Origin of the sequence: uncultured Roseobacter sp. (genome assembly GCF_947493125.1) — a bacterium.
In the GTDB taxonomy this organism is placed as follows: Bacteria; Pseudomonadota; Alphaproteobacteria; order Rhodobacterales; family Rhodobacteraceae; genus Roseobacter.
The window spans coordinates 273110-286470 of the sequence record NZ_CANLQB010000007.1; the positions used below are offsets into that span (position 1 = coordinate 273110).

The 13361-nt window shown below is 63.0% G+C and carries 16 protein-coding genes and 1 tRNA gene; 8 read left to right on the forward strand and 9 right to left on the reverse strand.

Annotated features, from left to right (window positions below):
* Positions 1 to 88: 88 nt before the first annotated feature.
* Together Q1A71_RS16735 and Q1A71_RS16740 are read right to left on the reverse strand one after the other, a co-directional pair.
* On the reverse strand, positions 89 to 562 hold the full coding sequence (locus tag Q1A71_RS16735; protein WP_299678854.1) for a hypothetical protein: 474 nt from the start codon (positions 560 to 562) through the stop codon (positions 89 to 91).
* 147 nt (positions 563 to 709) lie between these two features.
* Positions 710 to 1096: a DUF2147 domain-containing protein gene (locus tag Q1A71_RS16740; RefSeq protein ID WP_299678857.1), complete on the reverse strand. Its 387-nt coding sequence runs from the start codon at positions 1094 to 1096 to the stop codon at positions 710 to 712.
* 176 nt (positions 1097 to 1272) lie between these two features.
* On the opposite strand from Q1A71_RS16740, the gene hisA reads away from it, so the two are divergent.
* Genes hisA through Q1A71_RS16760 form a run of 4 tightly spaced genes read left to right on the forward strand, consistent with a single transcriptional unit; the run spans position 1273 to position 3547 of the window.
* Entirely contained in the window at positions 1273 to 1995 is a 723-nt protein-coding gene (gene hisA, locus Q1A71_RS16745; RefSeq protein ID WP_299678860.1) for a 1-(5-phosphoribosyl)-5-[(5-phosphoribosylamino)methylideneamino]imidazole-4-carboxamide isomerase, read from the forward strand.
* Positions 1996 to 1998: 3 nt separating this feature from the next.
* Positions 1999 to 2475 (forward strand): DUF2867 domain-containing protein, encoded by a 477-nt coding sequence (locus Q1A71_RS16750; RefSeq protein ID WP_299678863.1) that lies wholly within the window; start codon positions 1999 to 2001, stop codon positions 2473 to 2475.
* 2 nt (positions 2476 to 2477) lie between these two features.
* Positions 2478 to 3239, forward strand: coding sequence for an imidazole glycerol phosphate synthase subunit HisF (gene hisF, locus Q1A71_RS16755; protein WP_299678866.1), 762 nt, complete (start codon positions 2478 to 2480; stop codon positions 3237 to 3239).
* A complete protein-coding gene (locus tag Q1A71_RS16760; RefSeq protein WP_299678869.1) occupies positions 3236 to 3547 on the forward strand; it encodes a phosphoribosyl-ATP diphosphatase in 312 nt (103 codons plus the stop codon). Before hisF ends, Q1A71_RS16760 begins: the two co-directional genes overlap by 4 nt.
* A 55-nt stretch (positions 3548 to 3602) precedes the next feature.
* Here the strand turns inward: Q1A71_RS16760 and Q1A71_RS16765 are convergent, their stop codons facing one another.
* The 3 genes from Q1A71_RS16765 to rlmB form a co-directional block, all read right to left on the reverse strand.
* Positions 3603 to 4070, reverse strand: coding sequence for a CoA-binding protein (locus tag Q1A71_RS16765; RefSeq protein WP_299678872.1), 468 nt, complete (start codon positions 4068 to 4070; stop codon positions 3603 to 3605).
* A gap of 216 nt (positions 4071 to 4286) precedes the next feature.
* The gene (locus tag Q1A71_RS16770) at positions 4287 to 4601 is read right to left on the reverse strand and encodes a hypothetical protein (protein WP_299678875.1); all 315 of its coding nucleotides are present in this window, start codon (positions 4599 to 4601) and stop codon (positions 4287 to 4289) included.
* A gap of 24 nt (positions 4602 to 4625) precedes the next feature.
* Positions 4626 to 5402: a 23S rRNA (guanosine(2251)-2'-O)-methyltransferase RlmB gene (gene rlmB, locus Q1A71_RS16775; protein ID WP_299678878.1), complete on the reverse strand. Its 777-nt coding sequence runs from the start codon at positions 5400 to 5402 to the stop codon at positions 4626 to 4628.
* Positions 5403 to 5514: 112 nt separating this feature from the next.
* On the opposite strand from rlmB, the gene Q1A71_RS16780 reads away from it, so the two are divergent.
* Positions 5515 to 5598: transfer RNA gene (locus Q1A71_RS16780), tRNA-Tyr, on the forward strand.
* A gap of 148 nt (positions 5599 to 5746) precedes the next feature.
* Here the strand turns inward: Q1A71_RS16780 and Q1A71_RS16785 are convergent.
* Genes Q1A71_RS16785 through Q1A71_RS16795 form a run of 3 tightly spaced genes read right to left on the reverse strand, consistent with a single transcriptional unit; the run spans position 5747 to position 7470 of the window.
* A complete protein-coding gene (locus Q1A71_RS16785; RefSeq protein WP_299678881.1) occupies positions 5747 to 6589 on the reverse strand; it encodes a recombinase zinc beta ribbon domain-containing protein in 843 nt (280 codons plus the stop codon).
* Between the two features lie 36 nt (positions 6590 to 6625).
* Positions 6626 to 7042: a recombinase family protein gene (locus Q1A71_RS16790; RefSeq protein ID WP_299678884.1), complete on the reverse strand. Its 417-nt coding sequence runs from the start codon at positions 7040 to 7042 to the stop codon at positions 6626 to 6628.
* A 29-nt stretch (positions 7043 to 7071) separates the two neighbouring features.
* Positions 7072 to 7470, reverse strand: coding sequence for a RidA family protein (locus Q1A71_RS16795; RefSeq protein ID WP_299678887.1), 399 nt, complete (start codon positions 7468 to 7470; stop codon positions 7072 to 7074).
* Between the two features lie 248 nt (positions 7471 to 7718).
* On the opposite strand from Q1A71_RS16795, the gene Q1A71_RS16800 reads away from it, so the two are divergent.
* Together Q1A71_RS16800 and Q1A71_RS16805 are read left to right on the forward strand one after the other, a co-directional pair.
* Positions 7719 to 8726, forward strand: coding sequence for a hypothetical protein (locus tag Q1A71_RS16800; protein ID WP_299678890.1), 1008 nt, complete (start codon positions 7719 to 7721; stop codon positions 8724 to 8726).
* A 73-nt stretch (positions 8727 to 8799) separates the two neighbouring features.
* Positions 8800 to 10092 carry an O-acetylhomoserine aminocarboxypropyltransferase/cysteine synthase family protein gene (locus Q1A71_RS16805; RefSeq protein WP_299678893.1) on the forward strand — a complete coding sequence of 431 codons (1293 nt, stop codon included), beginning with the start codon at positions 8800 to 8802 and terminating at the stop codon, positions 10090 to 10092.
* Positions 10093 to 10158: 66 nt separating this feature from the next.
* Here Q1A71_RS16805 and Q1A71_RS16810 read toward each other — a convergent pair whose 3' ends face one another.
* Positions 10159 to 10842 (reverse strand): SIMPL domain-containing protein, encoded by a 684-nt coding sequence (locus tag Q1A71_RS16810; RefSeq protein WP_299678896.1) that lies wholly within the window; start codon positions 10840 to 10842, stop codon positions 10159 to 10161.
* 158 nt (positions 10843 to 11000) lie between these two features.
* Here Q1A71_RS16810 and Q1A71_RS16815 point away from each other — a divergent pair, with 158 nt between their 5' ends.
* The gene (locus tag Q1A71_RS16815; RefSeq protein ID WP_299678899.1) at positions 11001 to 13325 is read left to right on the forward strand and encodes a hypothetical protein; all 2325 of its coding nucleotides are present in this window, start codon (positions 11001 to 11003) and stop codon (positions 13323 to 13325) included.
* Positions 13326 to 13361: the final 36 nt, after the last annotated feature.

Consider the following 13361-nt stretch of genomic DNA (forward strand, 5'->3'; position numbering starts at 1 on the left):
GAGGGGCACTGCGGCCACTGCCACCAGCCGGCTGCGCGTCACGGCCCTGCATTCCTGGACTGCAAAACCGGCAGGTCCAGGGACAGCGCTAGTCCTGGCTCTGTCGTGCGACGACCAGCGGGCGGGACCCGAACGACAGCGTATTGCCCTCGTCATCGAGCAGCGACCAGCGCGCCGCAAACAGGTAATAGCTGCGCGTCTCCCAACCGGCCTGATCCCGCTGGAACCGTGGCCGCCACGCCCCTTCGATCAGAACTGGCAGGCGCATGTGATCCGTATCGGGCGGCGGCAGGCCTTTCTCGGCGGCCTCTTTCAGCGCCTTCGCCCGCACCTGGCGCAGCCGCGCCTCGAGCGGGCCGACCTCCTTCACCCGGCGCCCGGCAAAGGCCACCTCGATCTCGATGGTGCGGTTCACGAACCCTCGCACCACAAGATCGTTGCGCCCATTGTACATGCTCTGAGGCACCAGCTCGACCTGAAGCTGGCCAACCTTGTTCTTGAACAGCCCGGAGTCCTCATACTCAGGCGTCACTTCTGAAGCTGGTCTACGACGATGTGGCATGCCCTGGCCCAGTAAACTTCACCCTCAACAACCTCCGCTCACCCGGCCGGATGCGCGAAGCACTCGCGTGTTCCTACGCCATGATCCGTTAAGGAAGCGTTGAACCCGGCACCGGAAACGGCGGATGTCCGGCCGTCACTCGGCGGTCTACCTGACCCGCGACCAGGTCTGTTTCGAACAGATCAGCCCACCGGCCACGCAGCCCGAAAGGCGCATGCTGTCGCCGTTCAGGTCGATCTTGCCAAGATAGATCTTGTCGTTCGACGGGCGCCAGACCTTGCCGCGGTATTTGCCCCCGCCCTCGGGCGCCATGTCGATCACCAGCGCCTTGCCGATGTTCTGCGAGGGGTATTCGCCCTGCGCATTGAATGTGCGGTCGATGGTGCCGCAGAAATTGGCCCCGCACGGCGCCATCTTCACCAGCGCATAGGCCCCGTCATCGGCTTCGGTCTGCCAGGTTCCCTCGATCGGATCGGCCTGCGCCACCCCAGCCGCGATCACCAGCACAGCCGCCATCATCATCCGGTTCATCATCGTCTCCTCCCTGAGTGGCCACAGGCTTGGCGCGCGCGGCAGCCCCGCGCAAGCATGACCCCGCGTCGCGTTGCAAATGGCTGACAAAAGGTGCATGAAGCGCGCGCTGCGCACCGACGTGATACCGACGTTATACCGACGCGATACAGACAGGCCACCGACAGGGATAATTGCCGATGATCCTCTACCCCGCCATCGACCTCAAGGACGGGCAGGCCGTGCGTCTGGTGCATGGCGACATGGACCGCTCAACCGTCTTCAACGACGACCCCGCCGCCCAGGCGCGCAGCTTCGTTGCGGCGGGCTGCGAGTGGCTGCATCTGGTCGATCTGAACGGCGCCTTCGAAGGCGCCCCGGTCAACGCGACCCCGGTCGAGGCCATCCTGCGGAACTGCGGCGTGCCGGTGCAACTCGGCGGCGGCATCCGGGACATGGCCACCATCGAGATGTGGCTGGAAAAGGGCCTGCGCCGTGTCATCCTGGGCACTGTGGCGGTCGAGAACCCGGACCTCGTGCGCACGGCGGCGCGGCGCTTCCCCGGCCAGGTCGCCGTGGGCATCGACGCCCGCAACGGCTTTGTCGCCACCAAGGGCTGGGCGGAGGAAACCGACGTGCAAGTGACTGATCTTGCAAAATCTTTCGAAGACGCGGGCGTGGCGGCGATCATCTACACCGACATCCTGCGCGACGGCGCGATGGGCGGGCCCAACATCGCAGCGACCGCGGCCCTGGCACAGGCCATCTCGATCCCGGTCATCGCATCGGGCGGCGTATCCGCGCTCGCCGATCTCATCGCCCTGCGCGATTGTGGCGCAGATTTGAACGGCGCAATCTCGGGCCGGGCGCTCTATGATGGCGCTATCGATCTTGCCGACGCCCTCGCCGCATTGAAAGAGTGATCCATGTCCCAGTCCGTGACCAAGACCAACCTGCCGCGCGACAGCCGCCTGCACAGCTATATCCGCCCGGACGATTTTCTCGATTGTTATCAAGTGGAAAGCGCCCTGACCGCAGGTGACGCCGCCGAGGTTATCGTGGCCTTCCCCGGCTGGGCCAAGGCGCTCGTCGCGCTGCGTGGCATCCTGGTGGCGCCCTTCGGCCTGATGAACGACGGGCCGGGTGAAAGCGACAAGCTGGGCCCCTTCCCGGTCGAACACACCAGCGACCGCGAAGTCATCGCCGGCTTCAACGACAAGCACCTCGACTTCCGGGTGAGCGTCTACAGCGCAAGTGGCCACGTCTCTCTGGCCACCTGGGTGCATCCGCACAACATCGGCGGACGCGCCTATCTCACGGCCATCCTGCCCTTCCATATCGTCATTGCCCGCAACGCGCTGGCCCGCGTAGCACGTGCCGACGGCCTCGCCGGGGTCGCCTGAGCATGCTGAAGACCCGGATCATCCCCTGCCTCGATGTGGCCGAGGGCCGCGTCGTGAAAGGCGTGAACTTCGTGGATCTGCGCGACGCAGGCGACCCGGTGGATGCGGCCATCGCCTATGACGCCGCCGGCGCGGACGAGCTCTGCTTTCTCGACATCACCGCCACCCATGAGAACCGCGCCACCATGTTCGACGTGGTCACCCGCACCGCCGAGCACTGCTACATCCCGCTGACCGTGGGAGGCGGCGTGCGCACCGCTGCGGATGTCCGCGCGCTGCTGCTGGCGGGAGCCGACAAGGTCTCCTTCAACTCCGCGGCCGTGGCCAACCCCGATGTGGTGGCGGACGCCGCGGATCAGTTCGGCAGTCAGTGCATCGTGGTGGCTTTAGATGCCAAGACCGTAAGCCCAGGAAAATGGGAGATTTTCACCCACGGCGGGCGCAAACCCACCGGCATCGAAGCGGTGGACTTCGCACGAACCGTCACCGCAAAGGGTGCCGGGGAAATCCTGCTCACCTCGATGGACCGGGACGGCACACGCGCGGGGTTCAACCTCCCGCTCACGCGCGCCATTTCCGAGGCCGTGTCCGTGCCGGTTATCGCATCAGGCGGCGTCGGCACGCTCGACCACCTGGTCGAAGGGGTCACGCAAGGCGGTGCCTCGGCGGTGCTTGCCGCATCCATCTTCCACTTCGGCGACTATACCATTGCCGAGGCCAAACGGCATATGGCCGCCGCCGGCATCCCGATGAGGCTCATATGACCCTGCAGGATCTCTTCACCACCATCGAAGCGCGCAAGACCGCCGACCCCGAGACCAGCTGGACCGCCCAGTTGCTCGCCAAAGGCCCGGAGAAATGTGCGGAGAAATTCGGCGAAGAAGCCATCGAGGCCATCATCGAGGCCACGCGGGGCGATAAGGCCAGGCTCACCGCCGAGGCCGCCGACGTGCTCTATCACCTCCTGGTGATGCTCGCCGCCTCCGATGTCCGCCTCGAGGACGTTCTGGCCGAACTGCAACGCCGCCAAGGCCAATCAGGTCTTTCGGAAAAAGCCGCGCGTACCCCCTGAGGGTCGGCGGGCGGGCGCCTTTGGCCGCAAGGCCAAACAGAGCCGCCCAAGACCCTCAAAGCTTGCTTGAAATCACCCCCGTCGCAAACCCGCCCATGCGCAACTCGCCAAAGAGCCGCTGATACTCGATCTTAGGGCAACGATCCTGCACAACTGTCACTCCGCGCGCCTCCGCCGTCGCCGCGGCCTCAGGGTGAGAGACGCCGATCTGCATCCAGATCGTCTGCAATTCCGGAAAACACGTCAAAGCCTCGTCCACAATCGGCGGCACCGCCTCGGACCGACGAAAAATATCCACCATATCCACCGCACCATCGATGTCCGAGAGCGACGCGCGCACCTCGCGCCCGAACAGTCGCTGGCCTGCATGGCCGGGGTTCACCGGCACCACCTCATAACCCTTCAGATCCAGGTAGCGCGCCACGTAATAACTCGGCCGCACGGGGTTCATCGAGACACCAACCACCGCGATGCGGCGGGTGCGATTGAGAATCGCGCGCAGGAGATCGTCCGAATAAGCCACCTGTCCCTCCTAGCGAAGCCGTAGGCCGAAAAAAAGCGCCCGATGCAAAAAGCAAGGGGCGCGAAAAGGTACGGAACGAGGGACAGTCATGAAATCAAAAGGCGTTCCGAGCCCTTTGACATGACACTTAGATAAGCGCATCGCAGCGCTTAACCAGACTGTCTCGCAAATCTGTGAACGAAGGGTTAATTTTATAAGCCAAATGCTGCCGATCTTCTAATCGAAGATATCTTCGATCACATCGAACGCCTCTTCGATCAGATGCCGCATGAGTCCCTTGCGACGCTTATGGACCTTCTTTCGTTTCTTCGGGCTCTTGTAGGTGTGATACGCCCGCTCGTCACCGTGCCTGCGAACGGCTGATGGGCGCACCAGTTCCGTCTTGCCGGGGTGTTCCTGCGGCAGCCGTTTCAACTCATGCAAGGGCGCACCGCAACTGGAACAGGCCAGCTCATGCCGGTTGCGCCCCAGTACCAGCGCCGCACGGGTGCCGCAATAACAGCATGTTGCGATTTTTGTCGAATGACCCATGGCGTTCCCCTTACCCGCCGCGCGTCAGGCCGGGGGTTTACTTGCATATAAGGCGATGGCCGCCGCATTCGAGACGTTGAGCGAGCCAAATCCGCTCCTCGCGTCGATCCGCACCAGCGCATCCACGGTCTCCTTGGTCTTGGCGCGCAGGCCCGGACCCTCGGCGCCAAGCACGAGCGCCACGGGCCTGTCCCGCTTGCCCTCCAGGGCTGCTTCGATGGTCTGATCGGCCTCGCCGTCGAGGCCCAGAACCACATACCCCATACGCTGCAATTCGGTGATGGCGTCAGCGAGGTTGCGCACGCGCAGATAGGGCTGCCGCTCCAGCGCACCACTGGCCGTTTTCGCCAACGCGCCGGTCTCCGGCGCCGAGTGATGCCGGGTACCAATCACAGCCGAGGCACCCAGCACCTCTGCCGAGCGGAGGATTGCGCCCACGTTATGTGGATCGGTCACCCGGTCCAGCATCACCACGCGCGGCGCCGCGGGCCCGATACAGACCTGCTCCAGAGACCCCCAATCCAGCGGCTTGACCTCCAGAGCCGCGCCCTGATGCACCGAGCCGGGATCAAGCGGTGCGGAGAATTTTCGCGGATCGACCACCTCAGGCGTGATCCCACTCTCAAAAATGGCCTCGGCGAGCTTGGCCTGCGCGTTCAACGTCACCACAAGCCGCAGCTTTCGCCGCGCGGGGTTCAGCAGCGCATCGCGCACCGCATACAGGCCGAAGAGCCAGACAGTCTCCCGTCCCTGCGCCTTCTTCTCCTGCTCTTTCTGCACAACCCACTTGGGTTTTTTCATCACGCCCGCCCCATGGTTGGCCCCGTCGAAAAAGGCGGTGATTTCGCCTTGACGCTTCTCAGCACCGCTTGTAATCACGCCTTCACCGCGGGTGCAACTGACCTCGCGGCGTGGGCGACAGGCCGCAAGGTGTGGCAGGGGACTGTAACTCCCTCGCGGAGACGCACGCCTGGTTCGATTCCAGGGTCGCCCACCATCTGCAAATTTCCATCACAACACCCCCCTAACAGCTTGAAAGGCGGGATCATTTCAGCGGTTCGAAGACCCTTATTTCGACCGTAGACCAAAGGCTCTGAAAAGGCCAAAGCTATCACATTCCGTATAAGGTCGAGGTTCCCTTTTTCTCATATTTCATAAGGGTTTGCGAGGAATCGTATGGCGTGTTCGAACGACTTTCTGAAGGTGTCAGGTTTGGAGCCGACAAAAACGATACGCTCCTCTATCAGCCGGTTATCCTGCTCCATCATCTCGATACGTTTCTTATAGGCTCTAACCACACTGCAGCTATCGGCTTCGATTAAGCGATCAAGCAACTTGTCGATCTGTTTTTGCAGCTTTGCTGCTTCAGCCTTCAAGCTGTTGACTGCCGCACCCGACTTTGAAACCCGACCGTCCCATACATCCTTGAACATCTTCGCAGCAAGCTTGAGCAGTGCTTGACTAGGCACAAGTCGCCTTAAAACATCAGCTACCGCGCTCTCCACATCATCTCTGCGGACAGACTTTCTATGCGAAGGACACGACTTCTGTGCGCACAGGTCGTAAGGGTGCTTGACACCATTTCGACTACGCGACCAGCAAGCCGTCATTGGCGCTCCACAATCAGCGCAACAGACAAATCCGCGAAGAGGAAAGTCTTCGTTTATGTCTTTACAACGAGGAGCCATGGCCTTTCCATCGAGGACATCCTGCACGCGGAGCCAATCCTCAAGCGAAAAAAGCGGTTCGTGGACTCCTCTTTGATCAATAATCCCCCAGTTCTTGACAGTGATCAGTCCGGTATAGAGCTTTCGTCTGAGAATGTCTGAAACAACAGACCGATGCACACCGCCGTTGGAGCAGCATCTGATATCTGAGTTCTCATCGAGAAACCGCTTCACTTCACCGATTGACCGAAATCTTTCATGTGTCATCCCTGAGAAAGCTTCGCGGACCATAGAAGCGGCTGGCTCATCCGGCACACGCATCCTCTCGTGCCCGGGAACCTTTTGATACTGATATCCTTAGACAGGTGCGAAGAGATAGTATCCTTGCTTCACCCGCGCGCTCATTTTCTGAATGACCTGACGACGATTTTGTCTGCGCTCAAGCTCCCCCTTCGCAGCCATGATAGTCTCGATAAACTCGCCCTCTGGCGTATCCTCAAATCTGAAATTCAGACACTCGGGCGTCGCGCCCACATCGCTTAAAGTCCGTCGCAGCTTGATATGAAATTCAGTGTCACGCGAAAATCGCTTGAGATTGTCAAAAATGACCACAAAATTCTCGTCCGGCTGAGCTCGGAGGAACGCAAGCGATGCGACCATGCCCGGTCTGTCCATGAAGTCGCCACCACCCGACACATCGTCAGGAAACGTTGCCGCAACCTCATACCCTTGGCTTGCAGCATATTCGCGACAACGGATTGCGGTCGCGGACATTCCAGATCAGCCGAGCCAGCAGGCGCCCGTCACACGCCGGCGAGGACTTCGATCTCGACCAGTAACTCGGGACTGGCCAGGCCCGCCACAACCAGTGTCGTCACTGCCGGTGGGGTGTCGGTGCGCCAGCGGCTTTGACGGATCGCCGAGAGCTCCGGCAGATCGTCCGGGCGCGTCAGATAGTAGGTCACCCGCAAGATATCCGCGAGCCCCATGTCGCTCGCATTCAGCAGCGCCTCCACATGGTCCATCGCCTGATGACACTGCCCAGCGAAATCAGGCGGTGTCGGACCCTCGAGCGGGATACCGATCTGTCCCGACAGAGCGATGAGGCGGCTGGGCGCTTCTAGCCGGGTGCCATGCGTGTAGATCCCCGCGAACTGGGGCGGTACAGGGCGGACAGTGGATGGGGACAGTCGTGTGAGCATCGGTCGGATCCTTCTAATCTCCTTGACGCCGCGACCCTACCCACCGTGACGGCGCCGGAACCAATCAAAAGCCGCCCCTTAGCCAAAAGGCACACTTGTCGATCTTTTTACTCTTTCTCCGGCTTTGCAAACTGCCGCGCGGCGGCTGTCATAAGTCAGTTCAATCCGGCAACGCGATCTCTCAAACCACTTTTGCACCGCTGTTGTTGTTCCTATAGTTGCAAAAACCCCGGAGCAGACAGGCACATATGGCCGAGACGGCTGAGACATCCCGAACCGAGTTCAACGTTGTCGTGGTCGCGCAGAAGGGCCGGCTGACCTATGAAGCGCTGCTCTTCGCCGCCTCGCTACGGCATATGAGCCCCGCATTCACAGGCCGTCTGCTGATCGCCGAGCCGCAGCCCGGTCCGCGGTGGCCGAAGGACCCGCGCATCACCGACCGCGCCGCTCTGGACCTGCTGCAATCCCTCGGCGCAGAGATCATCCCCTTCGCGTGTCATCACTTCGGCGCAGACTACCCCTATGGCAACAAGATCGAGATGCTGCACGCGCTGCCCGAGGAGGAGCCCTTTGTCTTTTTCGACACCGACACGCTGATCACCGGCGACCTGACAACGGTACCTTTCGATTTCGACCGGCCCTCGGCCTCGCTGCGGCGCGAGGGCACCTGGCCGAAGCCGGAGCTCTACGGGCCGGGGTACACAGCCCTCTGGAAGTCGCTCTACGACAGGTTCGGGCTGGAGTTCGACAGCTCACTCGATCTGACCGAGCCGGATGAGTACTGGAAGCGCTATCTCTATTTCAACGCCGGCTATTTCTTCTATCGCTGTCCCCGGGCGTTCGGTGCCCGCTTTCAGGAGTATGCGGTCGCGATCCGAGACGATCCGCCGACGGCGCTCTGTGCGCAGGACCTGTACCCCTGGCTCGATCAGATCGCCCTGCCTCTGGTCATTCACAGCTTCGGCGGCGGGCGCGATACGCTGCCCGCCGGATTGCTCGACGGGTCGATCAGTTGCCACTACCGCCTGTTCCCGCTGCTCTATGCACGGGAGAGCGATCACGTGATCAAGGTGCTGGAAGAGGTGGCCGCCCCCAACAAGCTCAAGAAGGTGCTGAAGACGCATGAGCCAATCAAGCGGATGGTCTATCAGGGACGTGGCCCCAAAGTGCGCGCGCTCTTTGACCAGAACCATCTCCCCAGACGGGAGCAGGCCATCAGAAACCGCATCAAATCCAACGGCTTCTGGATGCGCTGAGGCCGCCGCCCTTGTATGCCCGCCGGGCTTGGCCTAACGATACCGGCAAAACACGTCCACGAGGAGGAACCCCATGACAGACGGCCCCGATTACGGCTTTGACACGCTGCAGATCCACGCAGGCGCGCGGCCCGACCCGGCCACGGGCGCCCGGCAGACGCCAATCTACCAGACCACGGCTTACGTGTTCCGCGATGCAGATCATGCCGCGGCGCTCTTCAATCTGCAGGAAGTGGGCTTCATCTACTCACGCCTGACCAACCCGACCGTCGCGGTTCTGCAGGAGCGGATCGCGACGCTTGAGGGCGGTGTTGGCGCGGCGTGCTGCTCTTCGGGACACGCGGCACAGATCATGGCGCTCTTCCCGCTAATGGGGCCCGGCAAGAACATCGTCGCCTCGACGCGCCTTTATGGCGGCACAGTCACGCAGTTCAGCCACACCATCAAGCGCTTCGGCTGGTCCTGTACCTTCGTCGATTTCGATGATCTCGATGCGGTGAAAGCCGCGATTGACGACGACACGCGCGCCGTCTTCTGCGAGGCCATTGCGAACCCCGGTGGCTATATCACGGATCTCGACGCGATTGCGAAGATCTCCGACGCGGCGGGCATCCCGCTGATCGTCGACAACACCTCCGCCACCCCCTATCTTTGCCGCCCCATCGAGCACGGCGCGACACTGGTGGTGCATTCGACGACGAAGTACCTCACCGGCAACGGCACAGTGACGGGCGGTTGCGTGGTGGATTCAGGGAAGTTCGACTGGTCGGCGAATGACAAGTTCCCGTCGCTGAGCCAGCCCGAGCCCGCCTATCACGGTCTGAAGTTCCACGAAACCTTCGGGCCGCTGGCCTTCACTTTCCACTCCATCGCCATCGGGCTGCGCGATCTTGGTATGACCATGAACCCGCAGGCGGCGCATTATACGCTGATGGGGACCGAGACACTGAGCCTGCGCATGGACAAACATGTGGAGAACGCCGAGACCGTGGCAGGCTGGCTCGAAAAGGACCCCAGGGTCGAATATGTGACCTATGCAGGCCTGAAATCCTCGCCCTATTTCGACCGGGTCAAGAAGATCTGCCCGCGCGGCGCCGGCGGGCTCTTCACCTTCGCGATCAAGGGCGGCTATGAGGCCTGCGTCAAGTTCGTGAATGCACTGGAAATCTTCAGCCATGTGGCGAACCTCGGCGACACGCGCAGCCTCGTCATCCACTCGGCCTCGACAACGCACCGGCAGCTGACGGCGGAGCAACAGGAGGCTGCGGGGGCCGGGCCGGGCGTGGTGCGGATCTCCATCGGGACAGAAAACGCCGAGGATCTCATCGCGGATCTCGATCAGGCGCTCTCAAAGGCAACGAGCTAAGACACCTCTTGCCGACAAAATAGGGCGCTCAGAGGAGCGCCCTTCGTTCGGCCCGGCAAGCCAGTGTCACTCGGCAATCGCAAAAACGATGTTGACCTGCGACATCACCGACACTTCGCCCTGAGCAATCGGCACATCCGCAGCCGAGCGCGCCATCGGCATATTGAGCATCTCGGGCCGGGCGCCGCCTCCATGCTCACTGATCGTCTGAATGGCGCCCAGCGGGACTCCCGCCGCCGCGGCCAGCTGCTCAGCACGATCCACGGCATCCGCGACGGCCGCTGCCCGGGCCGCATCCTGCGCCGGTTTCGGGTCCTGCAGACCAAACGATAGCCCGTTGAAAGAATTTGCCCCATCGGTGATCACCAGATCCAGCACCCGGCCAAGCCCGTCGAGATCGCGCACGCGCACCATCAACATATTGGTCGCCGCGAACCCCGTGATCCGGCGGTTGTTCGAGGTGTAATCCGACCAGACGGGCTGCAGCGACAGCTGGTCGGTCTGCACATCGCGCGCGGCGACCCCGGCTTCTTCGAGGCGGGCCAATACCGCCGCGACCCCTTCGGTCGTGGCCGCCATGGCATCGGCGGCCTGTTCGGCCTGATGGGTCACACCAAGCCGCAGCATCGCCATATCAGGCACCGTTTCGACCGACCCCACACCCGTAACCGTGATCAGGCGATCTTCGTCGGCAAGGGCCAGCCCCGCGGAAAAGACCAGCATTAGCATCGTCTTCAGAACATATTTCATCGTTATTCTCCTGATTATGGCGGCATGTGATACAAGGGAGGGCCTCGACGGCAAGCGGTTAATCCCGCGTTTACTTTTCCTCGGCAAAGACCTGCTGTATGCTTCGCTCGCCCATGAACCACCTGTGCAAGCCCTATCATGACTGGTAAACCCACGACATGAAACCAAACTTCGCGCTATCTCTCTCGTTCGAGAGCATCCGCCTCTTGCACCGCGCACCCGGAGGCTGGCGCGTGGTCGGCGAAGTTTCGCCAGAGTCAGATGACCTGATCGGCGCGCTGTCGGCCCTGCGGGAGATGGGCACCGCGCTGGCGCCTGACGGGCTGCGCTGCAAGGTCGTGATCCCCAATGAGCAGATCAAATATCTGACGCTTGAGACACCTGGTCTCGGCCCGTCAGAGGCCCGCGATGCCGCGCGCGACGCGCTGGGACGTGCGACACCCTACGCCGTGGACGATCTGGCCTTTGACATCGTGCAGGTGGGGGATGTCACGCAGGTGGCCGCGGTCGCGCTTGAGACGCTGCGGGAAGCGGAGGACTTCGCGACAGAGCACCGCTTCCACCCGGTCAGTTTCGTCGCGATGCCCGAAGAGGCCTTATACACCGGCGAGCCCTACTTCGGCCCCGCCCGAAGCGCCCGCGACGTGCTTGAGCCCGGACAGACTGTGGAGCCTGACAGCAGCGCCATTGTTATTCTCGGCCCGGTTGAAGAGGACGACGAGCCCGTGCCCGAGGTGGCTGAGGACGCCTCGCCGCTTGTGAACGTCATGGCCGCCGCGCCAAGTGCAGCGCCGACCTTCAAGTCCGCCCGAGGCGTCGATACACCCGAAGATGATATACTGGAGGAGGCCCTGGCAAGTCTGCGGGCGGATCATGCGACCGCCGGTGTTACGGACCCCACGCTGCCGCCGCGGGACGTCGACCCGGTGGCGCCGTCCTTTTCGAGCCGCAGGTCCCCGCCGGGCTCCGCGCCGCTTGTCTACGAGACGGCGCCGGAACCGCAAGTTCTGACCGCCTTCGCAGAGCCGGCGGAGCCTTTCGTACCGAAGCCACGGAGTGACGCCGAAGCCCGTGCGTCCCGCGCGCCGATCCCGGCGGCGGGCCCGGTCACGCCCAAGGTGCGCAGCGAAGCCGAACGGATGACCGTTTTCGGCGCACGACACACGGCACCAGCGGACCAGGCGCGGCGCGGCCTGCCGCTTGGCATGACAGCACTTCTGCTCCTTCTCCTCGTGGGGATCGGCACTTGGTCCTTCGGCAGTTTGCAGGACACCATCGCTGGCTGGACCGGTCGCACGGGCCCCGGATCGCCAGAGATCACAGCCATCGGGGTGGCGCCACCAATCAATCCATCGGTCCAGGAGCAGCCCGACACCCCACCCTCCGACACCGAGGTCGCTGCCCGGCCCGCGCCGCTCAGCGATGAAGACGCCGCCGTCCTCGATGCGCTCCGCACGCCGTTGACAACCGAAGAAACAGACCGCGCAGATGACGAAAAACTGCGCGCCGCCTACGCGGTCACCGGAATTTGGCCCCGCGCACCGGAGGTCCCGTCCCCGCCCCCGCTCGTCGACATCGAAGATCTCTACGTGACCAGTATTGACCCCATTGAACCGGCGTTTGACGCGGTGGCCCTGCCCGACGTTGCGGCCTTCGACCAGGACGCGCTGTTTGATGCGCCGGGATCGCCGGCTGCCGCGGGCACAACCTTTGCCATGGACGGTCGTGGCCTTGTCATCGCGACCCCGGACGGCGCGCTGAGCCCGGATGGGATACGCGTGGTCGCAGGCCCCCCGCCTGCACAACCGGCAGCCTTCCCGGACCGCGGTGGGACCAGCGCCGAAGTAAACCCGGTACAGAGTGCACTCGCCCAGTTCCGGCCCAGGAGCCGCCCCGCCGATCTGGTGGAAAATACGGAACGGGCCACGCTGGATGGGCTCACCCGTGATGAATTGGCAGAGCTGCGCCCCCCCGTCCGGCCTCAACGCCCGGCGGTGATTGCTGCCGCCAGCGCGGCAAGCGCCAGCCTCGTGCCCCTAGATGATGCCGCGGCGTCCGCGGAGGTCGAACCCAGCGGCAGCCCCCTGGCCGTGGCCGCCTCCCTCCGACCGGACGCGCGCCCAAGCAATTTCAACCAGATCGTCGCGCGCGCCCAGCAAACCGCCGCCTCGGCCGCCGCAATCGGCGCGGCCAGCATTGCCGCACCCGCGCCACGCTCCGTTACACCTCAGATCCCGTCGAGCGCATCGGTCGCGCGCGAGGCCACGCTCCGCAACGCGATCAATCTGCGTAAAGTCAATCTTATCGGGGTCTATGGCACCCCATCGGCGCGCCGCGCGCTGGTGCGCCTGTCGAACGGACGGTACAAGAAAGTGCAGGTGGGCGACCGGATCGACGGAGGTCGCGTCTCCGCCATCGGCGAAGGCGAACTGCGCTACCAGAAACGAGGACGCAACATCGTCCTCAAAATGCCCCGCGGGTAGGTCCCCGGCACGAGCCGAGTCACCAGCAGGTCGGGT

What these genes read in the sequence shown, in the direction of transcription:
- Q1A71_RS16735 (WP_299678854.1), bottom strand. Translation starts at nt 562, where the DNA reads ATGCCACATCGTCGTAGACCAGCTTCAGAAGTGACGCCTGAGTATGAG.
- Q1A71_RS16740 (WP_299678857.1), bottom strand. Translation starts at nt 1,096, where the DNA reads ATGATGAACCGGATGATGATGGCGGCTGTGCTGGTGATCGCGGCTGGG.
- hisA (WP_299678860.1), top strand. Translation starts at nt 1,273, where the DNA reads ATGATCCTCTACCCCGCCATCGACCTCAAGGACGGGCAGGCCGTGCGT.
- Q1A71_RS16750 (WP_299678863.1), top strand. Translation starts at nt 1,999, where the DNA reads ATGTCCCAGTCCGTGACCAAGACCAACCTGCCGCGCGACAGCCGCCTG.
- hisF (WP_299678866.1), top strand. Translation starts at nt 2,478, where the DNA reads ATGCTGAAGACCCGGATCATCCCCTGCCTCGATGTGGCCGAGGGCCGC.
- Q1A71_RS16760 (WP_299678869.1), top strand. Translation starts at nt 3,236, where the DNA reads ATGACCCTGCAGGATCTCTTCACCACCATCGAAGCGCGCAAGACCGCC.
- Q1A71_RS16770 (WP_299678875.1), bottom strand. Translation starts at nt 4,601, where the DNA reads ATGGGTCATTCGACAAAAATCGCAACATGCTGTTATTGCGGCACCCGT.
- rlmB (WP_299678878.1), bottom strand. Translation starts at nt 5,402, where the DNA reads ATGAAAAAACCCAAGTGGGTTGTGCAGAAAGAGCAGGAGAAGAAGGCG.
- Q1A71_RS16785 (WP_299678881.1), bottom strand. Translation starts at nt 6,589, where the DNA reads ATGCGTGTGCCGGATGAGCCAGCCGCTTCTATGGTCCGCGAAGCTTTC.
- Q1A71_RS16790 (WP_299678884.1), bottom strand. Translation starts at nt 7,042, where the DNA reads ATGTCCGCGACCGCAATCCGTTGTCGCGAATATGCTGCAAGCCAAGGG.
- Q1A71_RS16795 (WP_299678887.1), bottom strand. Translation starts at nt 7,470, where the DNA reads ATGCTCACACGACTGTCCCCATCCACTGTCCGCCCTGTACCGCCCCAG.
- Q1A71_RS16800 (WP_299678890.1), top strand. Translation starts at nt 7,719, where the DNA reads ATGGCCGAGACGGCTGAGACATCCCGAACCGAGTTCAACGTTGTCGTG.
- Q1A71_RS16805 (WP_299678893.1), top strand. Translation starts at nt 8,800, where the DNA reads ATGACAGACGGCCCCGATTACGGCTTTGACACGCTGCAGATCCACGCA.
- Q1A71_RS16810 (WP_299678896.1), bottom strand. Translation starts at nt 10,842, where the DNA reads ATGAAATATGTTCTGAAGACGATGCTAATGCTGGTCTTTTCCGCGGGG.
- Q1A71_RS16815 (WP_299678899.1), top strand. Translation starts at nt 11,001, where the DNA reads ATGAAACCAAACTTCGCGCTATCTCTCTCGTTCGAGAGCATCCGCCTC.